We start from the raw sequence: 16,383 nt of genomic DNA, 5'->3' as shown, positions 1-16,383 counted from the left end.
ACTCACGGCCCCATGGCCACCGACCCCGCAAGAAGACCGCCGACCATCGACCCCACGGCGGCCGCACGCTGGCGCCGGCTGGCGCCCGCCGAGGGCTCGCCGTGGCTGCACGAGGAAATCGGCCGCCGCATGGAAGACCGGCTGCAATGGATCAAGGCGCAGCCCCGCACCTGGGCCGACTGGGCGCCGCTGCGCGGCGGCCTCGAGGCGCATGAGCTCGTGGCCCGCCGTTACCGCGACGCCGCCTCCCATGTGATCGAGCCCGAAGCCGCTCTGGCCGGCAAGACCGGCGAGGCGCTGGCCGCGCCCTGGTGGAGCGCGCGCCGCTGGCAGGGCAGCAAGGCCCGCTTCGACGCGCCGCCCGAAGACGGCGTCGACCTGCTCTGGGCCAACATGTCGCTGCACATGGCCGCCGACCCCGAGGCGCTGATCTCGCAATGGCACAAGCTGGTCGCGACCGACGGCTTCCTGATGTTCTCGTGCCTGGGCCCCGACACGGTGCGCGAACTGCGCGCGCTGCATGCCCGGCTCGGCTGGCCCGCCGCGGGCCACGAGTACACCGACATGCACGACTGGGGCGACATGCTGGTGCACGCCGGCTTCGCCGAGCCGGTGATGGACATGGAGCGCATCGTGCTGACCTGGGCCACGCCCGAGGCGGCGCTGGCCGAGTTGCGCACGTTGGGGCGCAACCTGCACCCTGGGCGTTTCCCTGCGCTGCGCGGCAAGACCTGGCACAAGGCGCTGAAGGGCGCGCTGCCCGAACTGGCGCCAGCTGAGGGTGGCAATGGCCACATCGCGCTGACCTTCGAGGTGATCTACGGCCACGCTTTCAAGCCCGCGCCGCGCGTGTCGCTGTCGGCCGAAAGCGCGGTGTCGCTGCGCGAGATGCGCTCGATGCTGCAACGAGGTCGGCCAGGCGCCTGATTGCCTAGTAGTAGTGACCCGTAGGCGTCCCACAGGGCCTGCGAGCGCCGTTATCTACCCGCTACAATCCGCCGTTGCGTGAAACTCGCGGGTATTGTCCCGCGATCGAGGGCCTGTCGGATCCCGTTTGTACGAGGGCGTACGAAGGGTTTGGCGACCATCGACGCACCGATTTGCTGAACTCGCCCGTGTCGAATTCCGTGTTTCGTTTTGCCACCGTTTCAGGCCAGAGCATCCACTGGTTCCTGAAGCGGAACTGCTCGGTAACGCCGAGCCAGCTGGGCTGGCTCTATGCGTCGCTGTGCGTGGTATCGCTCGGTATAGGAACGGTGTTCTGGCTGCACGGTGCGCCGCTGGTGCTGCCATTCGCCTGGCTCGAACTGGCTGCGGTGGGTTTTGCCTTCATGCTGTACGCGCGGCATGCGACCGATGGAGAACGGATCGCATTGCAGGGTGGACGGCTGGTCGTGGAGCTCGAGGACGGTGGGCGCTACGAACGCACGGAATTTCTTCCGCACCAGGTGCGGATCGAACCGCAGACCAGCGATCGCTCGCTGATCGAGGTCTCGGGACAGGGTCGATCGGTCAGGGTGGGGCGCTATGTACGCCCGGAGTTGCGTGCGGCACTGGCGCGCGAGATTCGCATGGCGTTGCGTGGCGCTTGAAGCGGCTTGCGCAGCGCTGCACGGTTGGGTTTGTCGAAAAAATTGAAGAAACGTGAACACGATGAAGAGCATTTGGCGCAACAAGTACAGGCCGGCGAATCTGTTGCTGGCGGCCGGCGCGGCTTTCAGCAGCGCGGCGCACGCAGTCAACGACCTGCCCGGCGGCCCTTCGGTTCGCCAGTTGAATCTTCCGGTCGGCGTGACCAAGATCGCGCAGGAGCAGCATCTGCTCCACACGATCATGATGATTCTGTGCACGGTCATCTTCGTCGCCGTGTTCGCGGTCATGTTCTATTCGATCTGGAAGCACCGCAAGTCGGTGGGCCACAAGGCGGCCAATTTCCATGAATCGGTGGTGGTCGAGGTCATCTGGACCATCGTTCCCTTCCTCATCGTGATCGTGATGGCGCTGCCCGCCACCAAGGTGCTGGTGGCCCAGAAGGACACCACCAACGCCGACCTCACGATCAAGACCACCGGCTACCAGTGGAAGTGGGGCTACGACTACCTGAACGGCGAAGGCGAGGGCCTGGCCTTCATCTCCACGCTCGACAGTTCGCAGCGCGCGATGTCCGACGCCGGCGCCAAGGGCGTGATGCCCGACGACTACCTGCTCAAGGTCGACAACCCGCTGGTGGTGCCGGTCAACAAGAAGGTCCGCATCATCACCACCGCCAACGACGTGATCCACGCGTTCGCGGTGCCGCAACTGGGCCTCAAGCAAGACGCGATTCCCGGCTTCGTGCGCGACACCTGGTTCCGCGCCGAGACCGTGGGCGACTACTACGGCCAGTGCCAGGAACTGTGCGGCAAGGAACACGCCTACATGCCGATCCACGTGAAGGTGGTCTCGTCGGCCGACTACACGACCTGGGTGGCCGCCAAGCGCAAGGAAGCCGCCGCCAAGCTGGACGACCCGACCAAGGTCTGGGCACTGCCCGAAATGCTGGTGCGCGGCGAGAAGGTCTACGCCGCCAACTGCGCCGCCTGCCACCAGGCGAACGGCAAGGGCGCGGGCCCGATCAAGCCGCTGGACGGCTCGCCCAAGGTGACCGATGCCGACCACAAGGTGCAGCTCACGGTGCTGCTCAATGGCCAGAACAACGGCGCGATGCCTTCCTGGAAACAACTGAGCGACACCGACCTCGCGGCAGTGGCCACGTACACCAAGAACAGCTGGTCGAACAAGACGGGCCAGCTGGTGCAGCCGGCCGAAGTGCTGGCCCTGCGCGGCAAGTGATACGGCAGCAGCAGCGCCCCGCGAAGAAGAAATTGCAAGGAACAACGAAATGAGTGCAGTCCTCGACCCCCACGGTCACGCCCACGGCGACCACGCACACGACGGCCACGACGAGCATCACGCGGCGCCCACCGGCTGGCGCCGCTGGGTCTTCGCGACCAACCACAAGGACATCGGCACGCTCTACCTGCTGTTCAGCTTCACGATGCTGATGGTGGGCGGCGTGCTCGCACTGCTGATCCGCGCCGAGCTGTTCCAGCCCGGCCTGCAACTGGTGAACCCCGAACTCTTCAACCAGTTCACCACCATGCACGGGCTGATCATGGTGTTCGGCGCCATCATGCCGGCCTTCGTGGGCTTCGCGAACTGGATGATCCCGCTGCAGGTGGGCGCCTCCGACATGGCGTTCGCCCGCATGAACAACTTCAGCTTCTGGCTGCTGATTCCCGCGGCGCTGATGCTGGTGGGTTCATTCTTCATGCCCGGCGGCGCGCCGGCCGCGGGTTGGACGCTCTACGCCCCCCTCACGCTGCAGATGGGCCCCTCGATGGACGCCGGCATCTTCGCGATGCACATCATGGGCGCCTCGTCGATCATGGGCTCGATCAACATCATCGTGACCATCCTCAACATGCGCGCCCCCGGCATGACGCTGATGAAGATGCCGATGTTCTGCTGGACCTGGCTCATCACCGCCTACCTGCTGATCGCCGTGATGCCCGTGCTCGCAGGCGCCATCACGATGACGCTGACCGACCGCCACTTCGGCACCAGCTTCTTCAACCCCGCCGGCGGCGGCGACCCGGTGATGTACCAGCACATCTTCTGGTTCTTCGGCCACCCCGAGGTCTACATCATGATCTTGCCGGCCTTCGGCATCATCAGCCAGGTGGTGCCGGCCTTCGCCCGCAAGAAGCTCTTCGGCTACGCCTCGATGGTGTATGCCACCTCGTCGATCGCCATCCTGTCGTTCATCGTGTGGGCCCACCACATGTTCACGACCGGCATGCCGCTCACCGGCCAGCTGTTCTTCATGTACGCCACGATGCTGATCGCGGTGCCCACGGCCGTGAAGATCTTCAACTGGATCGCCACGATGTGGCAGGGCTCGATGACCTTCGAGACGCCCATGCTGTTCGCGGTCGGCTTCATCTTCGTGTTCACGATGGGCGGCTTCACGGGCCTGATCCTCGCGGTCGCGCCCATCGACACGCAGCTGCAAGACACGTATTACGTGGTGGCCCACTTCCACTACGTGCTCGTGGCCGGCTCGCTGTTCGCCATGTTCTCCGGCTTCTACTACTGGGTGCCCAAGTGGACCGGCGTGATGTACAACGAAACGCGCGGCAAGGTGCACTTCTGGTGGTCGCTGATCTCGTTCAACGTGACCTTCTTCCCGATGCACTTCCTGGGCCTGGCCGGCATGCCGCGACGCTATGCCGACTACCCGATGCAGTTCGCCGACTTCAACGCGCTCGCGTCGGTCGGTGCCTTCTTCTTCGGTTTCGCGCAGGTGTATTTCTTCCTCTTCATCGTGCTGCCGACCATGCGCGGCAAGGGCGAGAAGGCTTCGCAGAAGCCGTGGGAAGCCGCTGAAGGCCTGGAGTGGGAAGTGCCCTCGCCGGCGCCGTTCCACACCTTCGAGACCCCGCCCAAGCTCGACGCGACCGCCACCAAGGTGATCGGTTGATCGACCGCACGACGATGACGACGCCCGAGCAAAGAAAGAACAACCGTCGCATGGGGCTCACGCTGGCCTCCATCGCGGTGATCTTCTTCATCGGCTTCATCGTGCGCATGGTCTTCTTCAGCGGTCGCTGACCGCCCACCGGACGCGAGCAACACCATCATGAGCCTGGGCCAACGCATTCGCCGCGCCAATGTCCGCATGGTCGGCAAGCTCGCGGTCGTGACCTGCGGCATGTTCGCCTTCGGCTATGCGCTGGTGCCGATGTACCGCGCGATCTGCGAGATGACCGGCATCAACATCCTCGCGCTCTCCGAGCTCGAGGTGCCGGGCGGCGCAAGCGGTGGCAAGAACGTGCGCGTACCCGACAACACGCAGGTCGACATGACCCGCACGATCAAGGTCGAGTTCGATTCCAACGTGCGCGGCGGCCTCTGGGACTTCAAGCCCGCGGAGCGGACGATCGAGGTGCACCCGGGCCAGCTCAACACGGTGATGTACGAGTTCCAGAATGTGCAGAACCGCCGCATGGCCGCGCAAGCCATTCCGAGCTATGCGCCGCAACAGGCTGCGCCGTATTTCAACAAGCTCGAGTGCTTCTGCTTCAACCAGTACACGCTCGATCCGGGCGAGAAGAAGCAGTGGCCGGTCGCGTTCGTGATCGACCCCAAGATTTCCAAGGACGTGAAGACCATCACCCTGTCGTACACCTTCTTCGAGGTGGGCGGCAAGACGCCGGCGGCGCCGGTGGCCGCAGTCACGAGCCCCGCCAATGAGCCGCGCTCGTGAGTTCGACCGGCAAGAAGGCCACGCTGTGGGACACCATCAAGGCGGTCGGCTGGTCGTTCTTCGGCGTCCGCAAGAACAGCGCCTACCAGGAAGACCTGGGCAAGCTGACTCCGTTGCACATCATTGCGGTGGCGTTCGCCGCAGTGATCGTCTTCGTCGTCGGGCTGGTGCTGCTGGTGCGGCATGTGGTTGCCACGGCCTGACGAAACCCACGACAACCAGAATCCATTGAATCGCGAGAAGAAAGAAAGCCAGGAGCTGATATGAGTTCAACCACCCACGGCACCACGCCCTACTACTTCGTACCCGGACCATCGGCCTATCCGGTCATGGCCGCGACCGGCCTGTTCTTCGTGATCCTCGGTGCGGCGCAATGGATCAATGGCCATGAGTGGGGCGCCTGGTCGCTGGCGGCCGGCATGCTCGGCTGGCTCGGCACGCTCTTCGTGTGGTTCCGCGCCGCCATCGGCGAGAGCGAAGGCGGCCAGTACGGCCACAAGGTCGACCTCTCGTTCCGCTGGAGCATGAGCTGGTTCATCTTCTCCGAAGTGATGTTCTTCGGCGCCTTCTTCACCGCGCTGTGGTGGGCCCGCACCCACTCGCTGCCGGCGCTCGGCAGCCTGGACAACGCGATCCTCTGGCCCGACTTCAAGGCCGTGTGGCCCAGCGTGGCCGCCGGTGCAACCGCTTCGCCGGCCGGCATCGTCGAGCCGTTCCAGACCGTGGGCCCGTTCTGGCTGCCCACCATCAACACTGCGCTGCTGCTCAGCTCGGGCGTGACGCTCACCATCGCCCACCACGCGCTGCGTGCCGGCCATCGTGCGCAGACCATCCGCTTCATGTGGCTCACCGTGCTGCTGGGCATCGTCTTCCTGGGCGTGCAGGGCTACGAGTACCACCACCTGTACACCGAACTGAACCTGAAGCTCAGCTCAGGCACCTACGGCTCGACCTTCTTCATGCTGACCGGCTTCCACGGCCTGCATGTGTTCATCGGCATGCTGATGCTGCTGTTCATCACGCTGCGCCTGCAGAAGGGCCACTTCACGCCCGAGCGCCATTTCGGCTTCGAAGGCGCGGCCTGGTACTGGCACTTCGTGGACGTGGTGTGGCTGGGCCTCTACATGCTGGTTTACTGGCTTTGAGCGAAGAACCTCGCGTCACTCCAGAAAAAAGGCGCCGCAAGGCGCCTTTTTCATGGTTCTCGTGGAACGAGCACCATCTACTTGCCGAGCGGGAGCCCGGTGGGCTGGATGTAGCCGAGTTTCCAGGCGAGCAGCATGCAGAGGAACAAAAACACCGACAGGCCGATCCGAAAGGTGAGCGCGCGCGCCATGCCGCCGCTCTTGGCGCGCCCGTTGCGACCGTCCTTCAGCATGAAGTACAGCGCAAAGGCGAGGCTCGCGAAGATGCCCACGAAGACCAGGGCGACGAAATATTTCATGACCCGCATTATCGGCCGCACGCCCCGTCCTCTCCAGTGACCCCCGCACCCCTGAACACCGCCGCGCCCCGCCGGAGTGGCCGCTTTTTGCTCCTCACCATCGCCACAGTGCTGACACTGGCCGCCACAGTCTCCCTGGGCCGTTGGCAGCTCTCGCGCGCCGCGCAGAAAGAGGCACTGCAAGCCAGCATCGACGCCCAGAAGCAGAAGCCCGCGCTCGACCAGTCCGAGTTCCTGGCGCTCCCGAGCGCGACCGATTCGCTGCATCGCCCGGTGCGCCTGCGAGGCCTCTGGCTCACGCCGCAGACGGTCTACCTGGACAACCGCCAGATGCACGGCGTGCCCGGCTTCTATGTGCTGACGCCCTTCGCCCTCGAAGGCACCGAGCAGGCGGTCATGATCCAGCGCGGCTGGGTGCAGCGCAATTTCGTCGACCGCACGAAGTTGGGAGCGGTCGAGACGCCCGCCGGCATCGTCGAGGTCACCGGCCTGATCGAGCCGCCGCCGAGCCATCTGCTCGAGCTCGGCACGCCGGCGGCCGCCGCGTCCGCTCCAGCGGGTTCCGCCGCTGCGCCGGCACCGGCCGCCGAGGGGTCTTCGTCCATCCGGCAAAATCTCGACCTGGAGGCGTTCCGTGCCGAGACCAAGCTGCCGCTGCGAACCGATGTGTCGCTGCAGCAGACCGGGCCGGCCTCCGAGGGCCTGCAACGCGACTGGCCGGCCCCGGCGCTGGGCCTGGAGAGGCACTACGGTTACGCATTCCAGTGGTTCGGCCTTTCGGCCCTCGTCGTCATCCTCTATGTCTGGTTCCAATTCATCACCCCCTTCCGCCGCTCGCGGCACCGCGCACGCGATGAACGCCGCCTCTGACGAACCGCTGGGCCTGACGGTGCATTCGATGCCGTCGCCCAACCAGGCGCTCGACGGCGCCGAGGGTCGGCGCACGGTCGTCGGGCGCTGGAAGATGATCGCGGTGCTGCTCATGTGCGCGGCGCCGGTCATCGCGTCGTACTTCACCTATTACGTGATCCGTCCCGAAGGCCGCAGCGTCTACGGCGAGCTGATCAACCCGCAGCGCGAACTGCCCAGGCTGACCGCCACTGACCGCAATGGCGCGCCGGTCGACGTCGCCACGCTCAAGGGCCAGTGGCTGCTGGTGGCGGTGGCCGATGCGGCCTGCGATGCGCTGTGCGAGCAGCAGCTCTACCTGCAGCGGCAACTGCGCGAGAGCCTCGGCCGCGAGAAGGACCGCATGGACCGTGTCTGGCTCGTGAGCGATGCCGCGCCCATCCCCGAGCGCCTGAACAACGGCCTGCATGGCGCGACGGTGCTGCGCGTGCCGGCCGACCAGTTGGCCAAGTGGCTTTCGCCTGTTTCGGGCCACAACCTCGCCGAGCACCTCTATGTGGTCGACCCGATGGGCAACTGGATGATGCGTTTCCCCGCACGCATGGACGCCGCCGGCGCGAGCCGCGCCAAGCGCGACCTCGATCGCCTGCTGCGCGCCTCCTCCTCGTGGGACGAACCCGGCCGCTGACCTGCCCATGACGGACACGAGTTCCCTGTACGACCTCACGCCGATCGCCTGGCTGATGGCGGCCGGCGTGCTGATCGCGCTCGGGCCCCTGGTCTGGGTGTGGCGCCGCAATGCGGGGCACGGCCCGGCGCGGCGGCTGCATGCGCTGACGGTGCTCACGCTGTTCCTCACCTTCGATCTGACGCTGTTCGGTGCCTTCACCCGCCTGACCGATTCGGGCCTCGGCTGCCCCGACTGGCCCGGCTGCTACGGCAACGCCAGCCCGGTCGGCGCGCGGCACGAGATCGCAATGGCGCAGTCGGCCCAGCCGACCGGGCCGGTGACGCACAGCAAGGCGTGGGTGGAGATGGTCCATCGCTACCTGGCGACCGGCGTGGGCGTGCTGATCCTGACGCTGGCGGGCGCGACCTGGATCGTGCGGCGGCGCCAGCTGCGCAAGCCCGCAGCACCGGCGGACGGCGACCACGCCACGCTCAGCGCATGGTGGCCCGCTGCGACATTGGTCTGGGTGTGCCTGCAGGGCGCCTTCGGCGCGATGACCGTCACCTGGAAGCTCTTTCCCGCGATCGTCACGCTGCACCTGCTCGGCGCCATCGTGCTGCTTGCGCTTCTGTGCATCCAGGCGGTTCGCTATCGGCAGGTTGCTGCAGACCGCTTGCCGACGCCCGTGTCGCCGGCCCTGCGCAACGGCCTGATCGCAACCACCGTCTTGCTCGTGCTGCAGATCGCCCTCGGCGGCTGGGTCAGCACCAACTACGCGGTGCTCGCCTGCACCCAGTTCCCGAGCTGCCAGGGCAGTTGGTGGCCGCCGATGAATTTCGCGCAGGGCTTCGAGATCTGGCGCCACCTCGGCGTGACCGGCGACGGCCAGCCGCTCGATTTCTCGGCACTCACGGCGATCCACTACGCGCACCGGTTGATGGCGTACGCCGTGTTCGTCGCACTGGGCGTGCTCGCCTGGCGCCTGCGCCGCAGCGACGCGCTGCGCCCGCAAGCCTATTGGCTGGCCGGCCTCGCATTGCTGCAGCTCGCCACCGGCCTCGGCAACGTGCTGCTCGGCTGGCCGCTGGCCGCTGCCGTGCTCCACACCGGCGGCGCCGCGGCACTTGCCGTGGTGCTGACCTGGGCGCTGTGCGAAAGCCGCCGTGAAGCCGCCGCGACCGCCACGGTGCGTGCCGACGACAATGCACGCGGTACCTCCACGACCTCCACCTCGAAGAAAGCCCCCGCGTGAGCACCCCGATCCCTGTTCAGCACACCAGCACTGCCAACGTGCTGCGCCAGTTCTACGCGCTGACCAAGCCGCGCGTGGTGCAGCTGATCGTGTTCTGCGCGCTGATCGGCATGGTGCTGGCCGTGCCCGGGCTGCCCTCGTGGTTCGACCTGCAGCGCGCCGTGCTCGCCTGTATCGGCATCTGGCTGGTGGCCGGCGCGGCGGCGGCGTTCAACTGCCTGGTCGAGAAGGGCATCGACGCCAAGATGAAGCGTACCGCCTGGCGTCCCACCGCACGCGGGCAGCTCAGCGACCTGCAGGCGCTGGTGTTCTCTGCGCTGCTGTGCGCGGCGGGTTCGGCGTTGCTGTGGTTCACGGTCAACCCGCTCACCATGTGGCTGACCTTCGCCACCTTCGTCGGCTATGCGGTGATCTACACCGTGATCCTGAAGCCGCTGACGCCGCAGAACATCGTGATCGGCGGCGCCTCGGGCGCGATGCCGCCGGTGCTGGGCTGGGCCGCGATGACGGGCGACGTAGGCCCCGAAGCGCTGATCCTCTTTCTCATCATCTTCCTGTGGACGCCGCCGCACTTCTGGGCGCTGGCGCTCTACCGCGTCGAAGACTACCGCAAGGCGGGGCTGCCGATGCTGCCGGTCACGCACGGCAACGAGTTCACGCGGCTGCAGGTGCTGCTCTACACCTTCATTCTTTTCGCGGCCTGCCTGATGCCCTTCATCTACGGCATGAGCGGCTGGCTGTACCTGGCGGTCGCCGTGGCCGTGAGCATCGGCTTCACGGGGTACGCCTTTGCGCTCTGGCGCAATTATTCCGACACGCTCGCGCGCAAGACCTTCCGGTTTTCGCTGATCCACCTGAGCGTGCTGTTCCTGGCGCTGCTCGTCGATCACTACCTCCATTGAATTGAATACCCCCGCTCCCATGAACAAGCGCAACGCTCTCCAATTGATCGCCGGCAGCATGGCCATGGCGGCGCTGGGCGTGGGTCTCGCGGCGTGCAGCGAGACCAAGCAGAGCTTCAATGCGGTCGACATCACGGGCGCCGACTACGCCAAGGACTTCTCACTGAAGGACGCCGACGGCAAGGTCCGCACCATGGCCGACTTCAAGGGCAAGGCGGTCGTGCTGTTCTTCGGCTATGCGCAGTGCCCCGACGTCTGCCCGACCACGATGACCGAGATGGCGCAGGTCAAGCAGCAACTGGGCAAGGACGGCGACAAGCTGCAGGTGCTGTTCGTCACCGTCGATCCGGCGCGCGACACGCCCGAGGTGATGAAGGCCTACATGGGCGCGTTCGACCCGAGCTTCGTCGCGCTGATCCCGACGCCCGACGAACTCACCGCGACTGCGAAGGACTTCAAGGTCTACTACAAGAAGGTCGACGGCAAGACGCCCACCAGCTATTCGATGGACCACTCGGCCGCGAGCTTCATCTACGACCCGCAGGGCCGGCTGCGGCTTTATGCGCGTTACGGCGCGGGCGTGCCGTCGATGGTGTCGGACCTGAAGACGCTGCTCGGTTCCTGAGGACGTCCGGTCATGGACGACGCCGGTGTCGTTGTTGCCTCGCTCGATCACCTGAAGTCTCGCAAGGGCGCCTTCCGCATCGCGCTCATTCCACCTGAGGTGCTGCGCGCCCTCAACGACGGGCTGCTCGAAACCGTCAATCTCAACGAGTTCATGGCGCTCGAACTGCCGCAACTGGCGCGCAGCGTGGCGGGACATGTCGGGCTCGATGCAACGAGCGAGCGGCTGGTCGACACCATCGCCATGCTCGGCGCCTTCAAGCCGATGCAACGCCACACCCACATCGCCCGCGCGCTCTATGACCTGACGGCGCTTCACGCCGAGCGCGATGCCGTCGCGCACCGGCTGGCCACGCATGCGAGCGACGTGGCGCGCTGCTGGGCGGCGCAGTGGGTCACGCTCTCGGAGCTGCCCTTGCCGGCGCAACTCGAGGCGGTGCGCCGCTTCGCCGCCGATCCGCATTTCGGCGTGCGCGAGATCGCCTGGATGGCGGTGCGCGACGCGGTCATTGCTTCGCTGGACGAGGCGCTCGAGTTGCTGCAGGCGTGGGTGTTTGATGCGGATCCGAACATCCGCCGCTTCGCCAGCGAACTCACGCGGCCGCGGGGCGTGTGGTGCGCGCAGATCGAGGCGCTCAAGGCCGAGCCCTGGCGTGCCTTGCCGCTGATCGAGCCGCTGCGCGCGGACGGCAGCCGCTATGTGCAGAACTCGGTCGCGAACTGGCTCAACGATGCAAGCAAGACACAGGCGGAGTGGGTCGAAAAGCTGTGCAAACGGTGGGTCGCGCAATCGGACACCGACGCGACGCGGTACATCGCGAAACGGGCCTTGCGGACGCTCTCCAAAGGCCCATGAAAAAACCCGGCAGAGCCGGGTTTTTTTCATGGATGGAGACAGGCTTACGCGTAGTCCGCCAGAGCCTTCTTCATCTTCTTCATCGCAGCGACTTCGATCTGGCGAATGCGCTCGGCGCTCACGCCGTACACCGCAGCCAGGTCGTGCAGCGTCATGCCGCCCGAGCCGTCGTCGTTCACCTTGAGCCAGCGCTCTTCCACGATGCGGCGGCTGCGGTCGTCCAGCGCTTCGAGCGCGGTCGCGATACCGTCGCTCGACAGGCGGTCGCGCTGCTGCGATTCGAGCAGGGCGGTCGGTTCCTGCGTGGCGTCGGCCAGATAGGCGATGGGGCCGAAGGCTTCGTCGCCGTCATCGGACGGACCCGGATCGAGCAGCACGTCGCCGCCCGACAGGCGGGTTTCCATCTCGAGCACTTCCTCGGGCTTGACGTTCAGCCGCATCGCCATCTGCGACACCTCGTCGGGGCTGAGCGTTTCGCGGTGCGTGCCGTTGTCGGACGCCGCCGAGTCGGCCTTGAAGCCCTGCTTCATCGAGCGCAGGTTGAAGAACAGCTTGCGCTGGGCCTTGGTCGTCGCGACCTTGACCATGCGCCAGTTCTTCAGGATGTACTCGTGAATCTCGGCCTTGATCCAGTGCATGGCGTAGCTCACCAGCCGCACACCCTGGTCGGGGTCGAAGCGCTTCACGGCCTTCATGAGGCCGACGTTGCCTTCCTGGATCAGGTCGCCGTGCGGCAGCCCGTAACCCAGGTATTGGCGGGAAATGGAAACCACGAGGCGCAGGTGCGACAGGATCAGCGCGCCGGCAGCGTCGAGGTCGTTCTGGTCGCGCAGCTTGCGAGCGAAGCCCTGCTCTTCTTCGAGCGTGAGCAGCGGCAGGCGGTTGGCGGCCGAAATGTATGCATCCAGGTTGCCCAGCGGGGGGACCATCGACCATGGATTGGCGACGGCCAGCTGGTTGGCAGAGACTCCAGACAGCGTTGTCATCAGGGGAAACTCCTTTGTATTGGCCATATTAGCACTCGGTTGGAGGGAGTGCTAAGGCAAGGGTTCCCCTTGAGTCGCTATCGCTTCGATAGCCAAAGGCTACCAGCGGACCCCCAGCTTCAGGAACAGCTTCGACAGGACGAACAGCGGGCCGACCCAGAGATATTGGATGTCTTCGAAGAACGAAGGTTTCTTGCCCTCGATCCTGTGTCCCACGAACTGGAATATCCAGGCCACCACGAAGATGGCGGCCGAAACCGGCAAAACAAGCCCACCCATCGCATGCACCAGCGCCAGGGCGAGCGCGGTGAGCACGAGCATCGTCAGTAGGAAGGCCGGTGCGCGCAGCAGCGCGTAGTAGACGAGGCTCGCGGCCACGAAAACATAAGCCACCCACGGATGAATCGCAAAAAGCAGCCCGACGATGCTCAGCATGATCGCGGGAATGGCGATGTAGTGGATCAGCTCGTTGGTCGGATTGCGGTGGCTTTCCTCATAGTGCGCGAGCAGCCGGTCGACCTTGCGGTCGCTCGCGGCCATCGGGGCGGCGGCGCTATTCATCGTGGTGAGTCTCCAAAGGAGCCGTTCGGTGCGGCGAAACTTCGATGGTGCCCAGAGCCGCTGGCGATGGCAAGTGCGATGGGTGCTACTGAAAAAGTAGCAATTCCGCGCCGCTGGGCGGGCCGTGCCATGACTTAGGGCACTGTCGCGAGCGCGTTGCGCAGCTAAGATCAAACGCGTGGCTCCCTTCGATTCTTCTTCCACGCCTCCGCCTGTGACCGCGGGGGCGGGCCTCCCGGTTCGCGCGCCGACCGCGATTCTGGTCGTGGACGACCATGACCTGCTCCGCCTGGGGGTCTGTGCGCTGGTGCAGGCGCAGGCCAGTTCGTCCGGCGCGCGCATCGAGGTCTTCGAGGCCGGCAACGTCGCCGACGCCCTCGCGCTCTACGAAACCCACCAGGCCGCCATCGGCCTCGTGCTGCTGGACCTCGCGCTGCCCGACACCCACGGCCTGAGCGGCCTGGCCGAGTTCCGGCTGCGCTTTCCGGCGGCGCGCATCGTGGTGCTCTCCGGCACCGGCAACAGCACGCTGGCGCAAGGCGTGCTCGCCCTGGGTGCCAGCGCCTTCCTGCCCAAGTCGGCCGACCTGAAAGAGGTGGTGAGCTTCATCCGCGCCTGCGGCCTGCTCGACCCCGATGCGGCCGACATTCCGCCGCCGGCCGCGCCGAAGGCGCTCACCGGCTACGCCGGGTTCGCCCACGCCAGCGCCTGGCAGGAGCTCACGCCGCGCCAGATGCAGGTGCTGCAGTGGGTGCTCGAGGGCAAGGCGAACAAGGAAATCGCCCAGCTCGCCAACCTGAGCGAGGGCACGGTGAAGAACCACGTCTCGACCATCCTGCTGCTGTTCGGCATGCGCTCGCGCGCCCAGTTGATCAGCACGCTGCACTGAGCATTTGTGCCGGCCGTGGCGTCCAGCGATCTGCCTGCCGACCACACCCTGGGCCAGCGGGTCCTGCGCGAGCACGTCGCCTCGGTCTACGACACCTACATCGTCTCGACGCTGACCCACATGGCGTTCGTGGTGGTGTTCGGCTGCATCATCTATTCGCAGCTGCGCAACCTGAGCCTGCTGTTCTGGATCGGCGGCCTGGTGATCGCCGACATCTACGTCTTCTTCACGCCGCGCTGGACGCCGCTGCGGCCCGCGCGAGAAAGCGCGTACTGGGCGCGCAAGATCTCCCGCATGGTCACGCTGGTCAGCATGATCACGGCGGTGGTGCCCTGGCTGATCGTGCCGTACGACAACCTGCCGATGACCTCGCTGCTGATGGCGGTGATCGTCGGCAGCTGCGCCCGCGCGGCGCAGTCGCTCTGGCCGCTGAAGTCGGCGCTCTTCGGCTACACGCTCCCGATGTCGCTGGGCCTGATCACCGCACTGGCATGGCAGCGCGATGGGCTGCATCTTTTCCTGGCGGCTGCCGGCGCGGCCTACTTGCTGCTGACCTTGCGCGCGGGCATCGGCCAGCACAAGCTGCTGACCGAATCCCTCATGCTGCGCTTCGAGAACGAAGCGCTGGCCGCCCGCCTGGGCGAGCAAATCGCCGCCACCGAGCGCGCGAGCGAAGAAAAAACCCGCTTCCTCGGCACCGCCAGCCACGACCTGCGGCAGCCGCTGCACGCCATCGCGCTCTTCGGCGCCGCGCTCGAGAACGAGCTGCGCGACCGTCCCGAAGGCCGCAACGCCGAGCGCCTGATGCGCGCGGTGAACGCGCTGGGCGCATCGCTGGACACCATGCTGGACGTCTCGCGGCTCGATGCGGGCGTGATCACGCCGACGGCGCAGCCGGTGCAACTGGACGCGCTCTTCCTGCCGCTCAACCACACCTTCTCAGCCCGCGCCGAGCAGAAGCAGCTGCAACTGCGCGTGCGCGCCAGCGGCCTGTGGGTGCACAGCGATCCGCAACTGCTGCACCGCATGCTGTCCAACCTGATGGACAACGCGCTCAAGTACACCGCCCGCGGCGGCGTGACGGTGATGGCGCGGGAGCGCGGCGATGCGGTGTGGGTCGAGGTGCGCGACACCGGCATCGGCATCGCCCCCGAGCAGTCGGGCCGCATCTTCGAAGAGTTCTATCAGGTCAACAATCCCGGCCGCGACCGCTCCCGGGGCCTGGGCATCGGCCTGTCGATCGTGCAGCGGCTGTCGCGGCTGCTCGGCCATCCGGTGCAGATGCATTCGCGGCCGGGTCGGGGCACCCACTTTCGCGTCGTGCTGCCAACTGCCCGTGCGCAGGCAGGTGGGCTGTTTCCTTCTTTTCCAACCGACGCCGGTGAGGCGCAGGCGCAGCGGCGCACGTTTGCGCCGCTGCTGCCTGGGCGCGTGCTGCTGCTGGACGACGAGTTGGAGATCCGTGAAGCCATGACGGGCCTGCTGCGCTCCCATTCGATCGATGCGCACGCCGTGGCCGATGAGGCCGGCGCCGCCGCGGCCCTGCAAAAGGCGCACGGAGAAGGGCGCCCGTTCGATCTGCTGCTGTGCGACTACCGCCTGGCCGATGGCGTCGACGGCCTCGATGCCGGCCTGCGCCTGAGCCAGGGGCCGGGCGAGGGCAGCGCCGAAATCCCGTTGCTGCTGATCACCGGAGAGACCTCGCCCGCCCGCCTTCAACGTGTGCGGGAGTCGCGGGTGCCGGTGCTGTTCAAGCCGGTCGCGGCGGCCGCGTTGCTCCAGGCGATGGCCGACCTGGCTGCTCCGAAGCCGGTGGCCCGGCCGTCAGCGGTCGACGCCTGAAAACATAGGTAGTAATTAAACGCCGATCGCTGGCGTAAAGATCGAATGCCATGACTTTCGGCACTGGTGAGCATTCGCCCCGCCGAATATCTTCACCGCATTCCGACGCAGCCTAAGGGCGGTGCGGAGCCAGAACCAGGGGGAAGGGAGAGAAGAAGAAAAGTGGAGAAGCGGCCCCGGCGCAAGCGGGGGCCGCTTTT

The 16,383-nt window shown here is 66.3% G+C and carries 19 protein-coding genes; 16 read left to right on the top strand and 3 right to left on the bottom strand.

The genetic code is table 11. From position 1 onward, the window contains the following. The first annotated feature begins 12 nt into the window (after positions 1-12). The 8 genes from M2282_RS22325 (at position 13) to M2282_RS22290 (ending at position 6,453) form a co-directional block, all read left to right on the top strand. Positions 13-927 (top strand): biotin synthase, encoded by a 915-nt coding sequence (locus M2282_RS22325; protein WP_280810951.1) that lies wholly within the window; start codon positions 13-15, stop codon positions 925-927. 188 nt (positions 928-1,115) lie between these two features. Next, positions 1,116-1,592, top strand: a complete 477-nt coding sequence (locus M2282_RS22320) for a DUF2244 domain-containing protein (RefSeq protein WP_093439357.1) — start codon at positions 1,116-1,118, stop codon at positions 1,590-1,592. A 61-nt stretch (positions 1,593-1,653) separates the two neighbouring features. Continuing rightward, positions 1,654-2,832 carry a cytochrome c oxidase subunit II gene (coxB, locus tag M2282_RS22315; RefSeq protein ID WP_280810950.1) on the top strand — a complete coding sequence of 393 codons (1,179 nt, stop codon included), beginning with the start codon at positions 1,654-1,656 and terminating at the stop codon, positions 2,830-2,832. Between the two features lie 49 nt (positions 2,833-2,881). Next, entirely contained in the window at positions 2,882-4,522 is a 1,641-nt protein-coding gene (gene ctaD, locus M2282_RS22310; protein ID WP_280810949.1) for a cytochrome c oxidase subunit I, read from the top strand. Positions 4,523-4,536: 14 nt separating this feature from the next. After that, entirely contained in the window at positions 4,537-4,653 is a 117-nt protein-coding gene (locus M2282_RS22305; RefSeq protein WP_007836360.1) for a cytochrome oxidase small assembly protein, read from the top strand. A 28-nt stretch (positions 4,654-4,681) separates the two neighbouring features. Next, positions 4,682-5,308 (top strand): cytochrome c oxidase assembly protein, encoded by a 627-nt coding sequence (locus M2282_RS22300; protein ID WP_280810948.1) that lies wholly within the window; start codon positions 4,682-4,684, stop codon positions 5,306-5,308. Then, positions 5,305-5,511 carry a DUF2970 domain-containing protein gene (locus M2282_RS22295; protein WP_280810947.1) on the top strand — a complete coding sequence of 69 codons (207 nt, stop codon included), beginning with the start codon at positions 5,305-5,307 and terminating at the stop codon, positions 5,509-5,511. Before M2282_RS22300 ends, M2282_RS22295 begins: the two co-directional genes overlap by 4 nt. A 60-nt stretch (positions 5,512-5,571) precedes the next feature. Next, a complete protein-coding gene (locus M2282_RS22290) occupies positions 5,572-6,453 on the top strand; it encodes a cytochrome c oxidase subunit 3 (protein WP_280810945.1) in 882 nt (293 codons plus the stop codon). A 77-nt stretch (positions 6,454-6,530) separates the two neighbouring features. Here the strand turns inward: M2282_RS22290 and M2282_RS22285 are convergent, their stop codons facing one another. Continuing rightward, positions 6,531-6,761: a twin transmembrane helix small protein gene (locus M2282_RS22285; protein ID WP_042582813.1), complete on the bottom strand. Its 231-nt coding sequence runs from the start codon at positions 6,759-6,761 to the stop codon at positions 6,531-6,533. Positions 6,762-6,788: 27 nt separating this feature from the next. Here M2282_RS22285 and M2282_RS22280 point away from each other — a divergent pair, with 27 nt between their 5' ends. The 6 genes from M2282_RS22280 to M2282_RS22255 are packed head-to-tail and all read left to right on the top strand — an operon-like array spanning position 6,789 to position 11,905. Further along, positions 6,789-7,622, top strand: coding sequence for an SURF1 family protein (locus M2282_RS22280; RefSeq protein ID WP_280810944.1), 834 nt, complete (start codon positions 6,789-6,791; stop codon positions 7,620-7,622). Then, positions 7,606-8,289, top strand: coding sequence for a hypothetical protein (locus M2282_RS22275; protein WP_280810943.1), 684 nt, complete (start codon positions 7,606-7,608; stop codon positions 8,287-8,289). Before M2282_RS22280 ends, M2282_RS22275 begins: the two co-directional genes overlap by 17 nt. A gap of 7 nt (positions 8,290-8,296) precedes the next feature. Beyond that, positions 8,297-9,523 carry a COX15/CtaA family protein gene (locus M2282_RS22270; RefSeq protein WP_280810942.1) on the top strand — a complete coding sequence of 409 codons (1,227 nt, stop codon included), beginning with the start codon at positions 8,297-8,299 and terminating at the stop codon, positions 9,521-9,523. After that, positions 9,520-10,425, top strand: a complete 906-nt coding sequence (cyoE, locus tag M2282_RS22265) for a heme o synthase (RefSeq protein WP_280810941.1) — start codon at positions 9,520-9,522, stop codon at positions 10,423-10,425. The genes M2282_RS22270 and cyoE overlap by 4 nt, the downstream gene beginning before the upstream one ends. A gap of 19 nt (positions 10,426-10,444) precedes the next feature. Next, the gene (locus M2282_RS22260; RefSeq protein ID WP_280810940.1) at positions 10,445-11,050 is read left to right on the top strand and encodes an SCO family protein; all 606 of its coding nucleotides are present in this window, start codon (positions 10,445-10,447) and stop codon (positions 11,048-11,050) included. Positions 11,051-11,062: 12 nt separating this feature from the next. After that, positions 11,063-11,905, top strand: a complete 843-nt coding sequence (locus tag M2282_RS22255) for a DNA alkylation repair protein (protein WP_280810939.1) — start codon at positions 11,063-11,065, stop codon at positions 11,903-11,905. A gap of 44 nt (positions 11,906-11,949) precedes the next feature. On the opposite strand, the gene rpoH is transcribed toward M2282_RS22255, so the two are convergent. Further along, positions 11,950-12,891 carry an RNA polymerase sigma factor RpoH gene (gene rpoH / locus M2282_RS22250; RefSeq protein ID WP_280810938.1) on the bottom strand — a complete coding sequence of 314 codons (942 nt, stop codon included), beginning with the start codon at positions 12,889-12,891 and terminating at the stop codon, positions 11,950-11,952. A 99-nt stretch (positions 12,892-12,990) separates the two neighbouring features. Further along, the gene (locus tag M2282_RS22245) at positions 12,991-13,452 is read right to left on the bottom strand and encodes a DUF962 domain-containing protein (protein WP_280810937.1); all 462 of its coding nucleotides are present in this window, start codon (positions 13,450-13,452) and stop codon (positions 12,991-12,993) included. A gap of 178 nt (positions 13,453-13,630) precedes the next feature. Here M2282_RS22245 and M2282_RS22240 point away from each other — a divergent pair, with 178 nt between their 5' ends. Both M2282_RS22240 and M2282_RS22235 read left to right on the top strand, forming a co-directional pair. Beyond that, positions 13,631-14,341, top strand: a complete 711-nt coding sequence (locus tag M2282_RS22240; protein WP_280810936.1) for a response regulator transcription factor — start codon at positions 13,631-13,633, stop codon at positions 14,339-14,341. Positions 14,342-14,356: 15 nt separating this feature from the next. Further along, entirely contained in the window at positions 14,357-16,183 is a 1,827-nt protein-coding gene (locus M2282_RS22235; protein ID WP_280810935.1) for a hybrid sensor histidine kinase/response regulator, read from the top strand. Positions 16,184-16,383: the final 200 nt, after the last annotated feature.

The sequence above is a fragment of the Variovorax boronicumulans genome (assembly GCF_029892485.1).
GTDB classification, from domain to species: domain Bacteria; phylum Pseudomonadota; class Gammaproteobacteria; order Burkholderiales; family Burkholderiaceae_C; genus Variovorax; species Variovorax boronicumulans_B.
The sequence above is the reverse complement of the archived record's forward strand: the minus strand, read 5'-3'. Positions and strand labels throughout refer to the sequence as shown.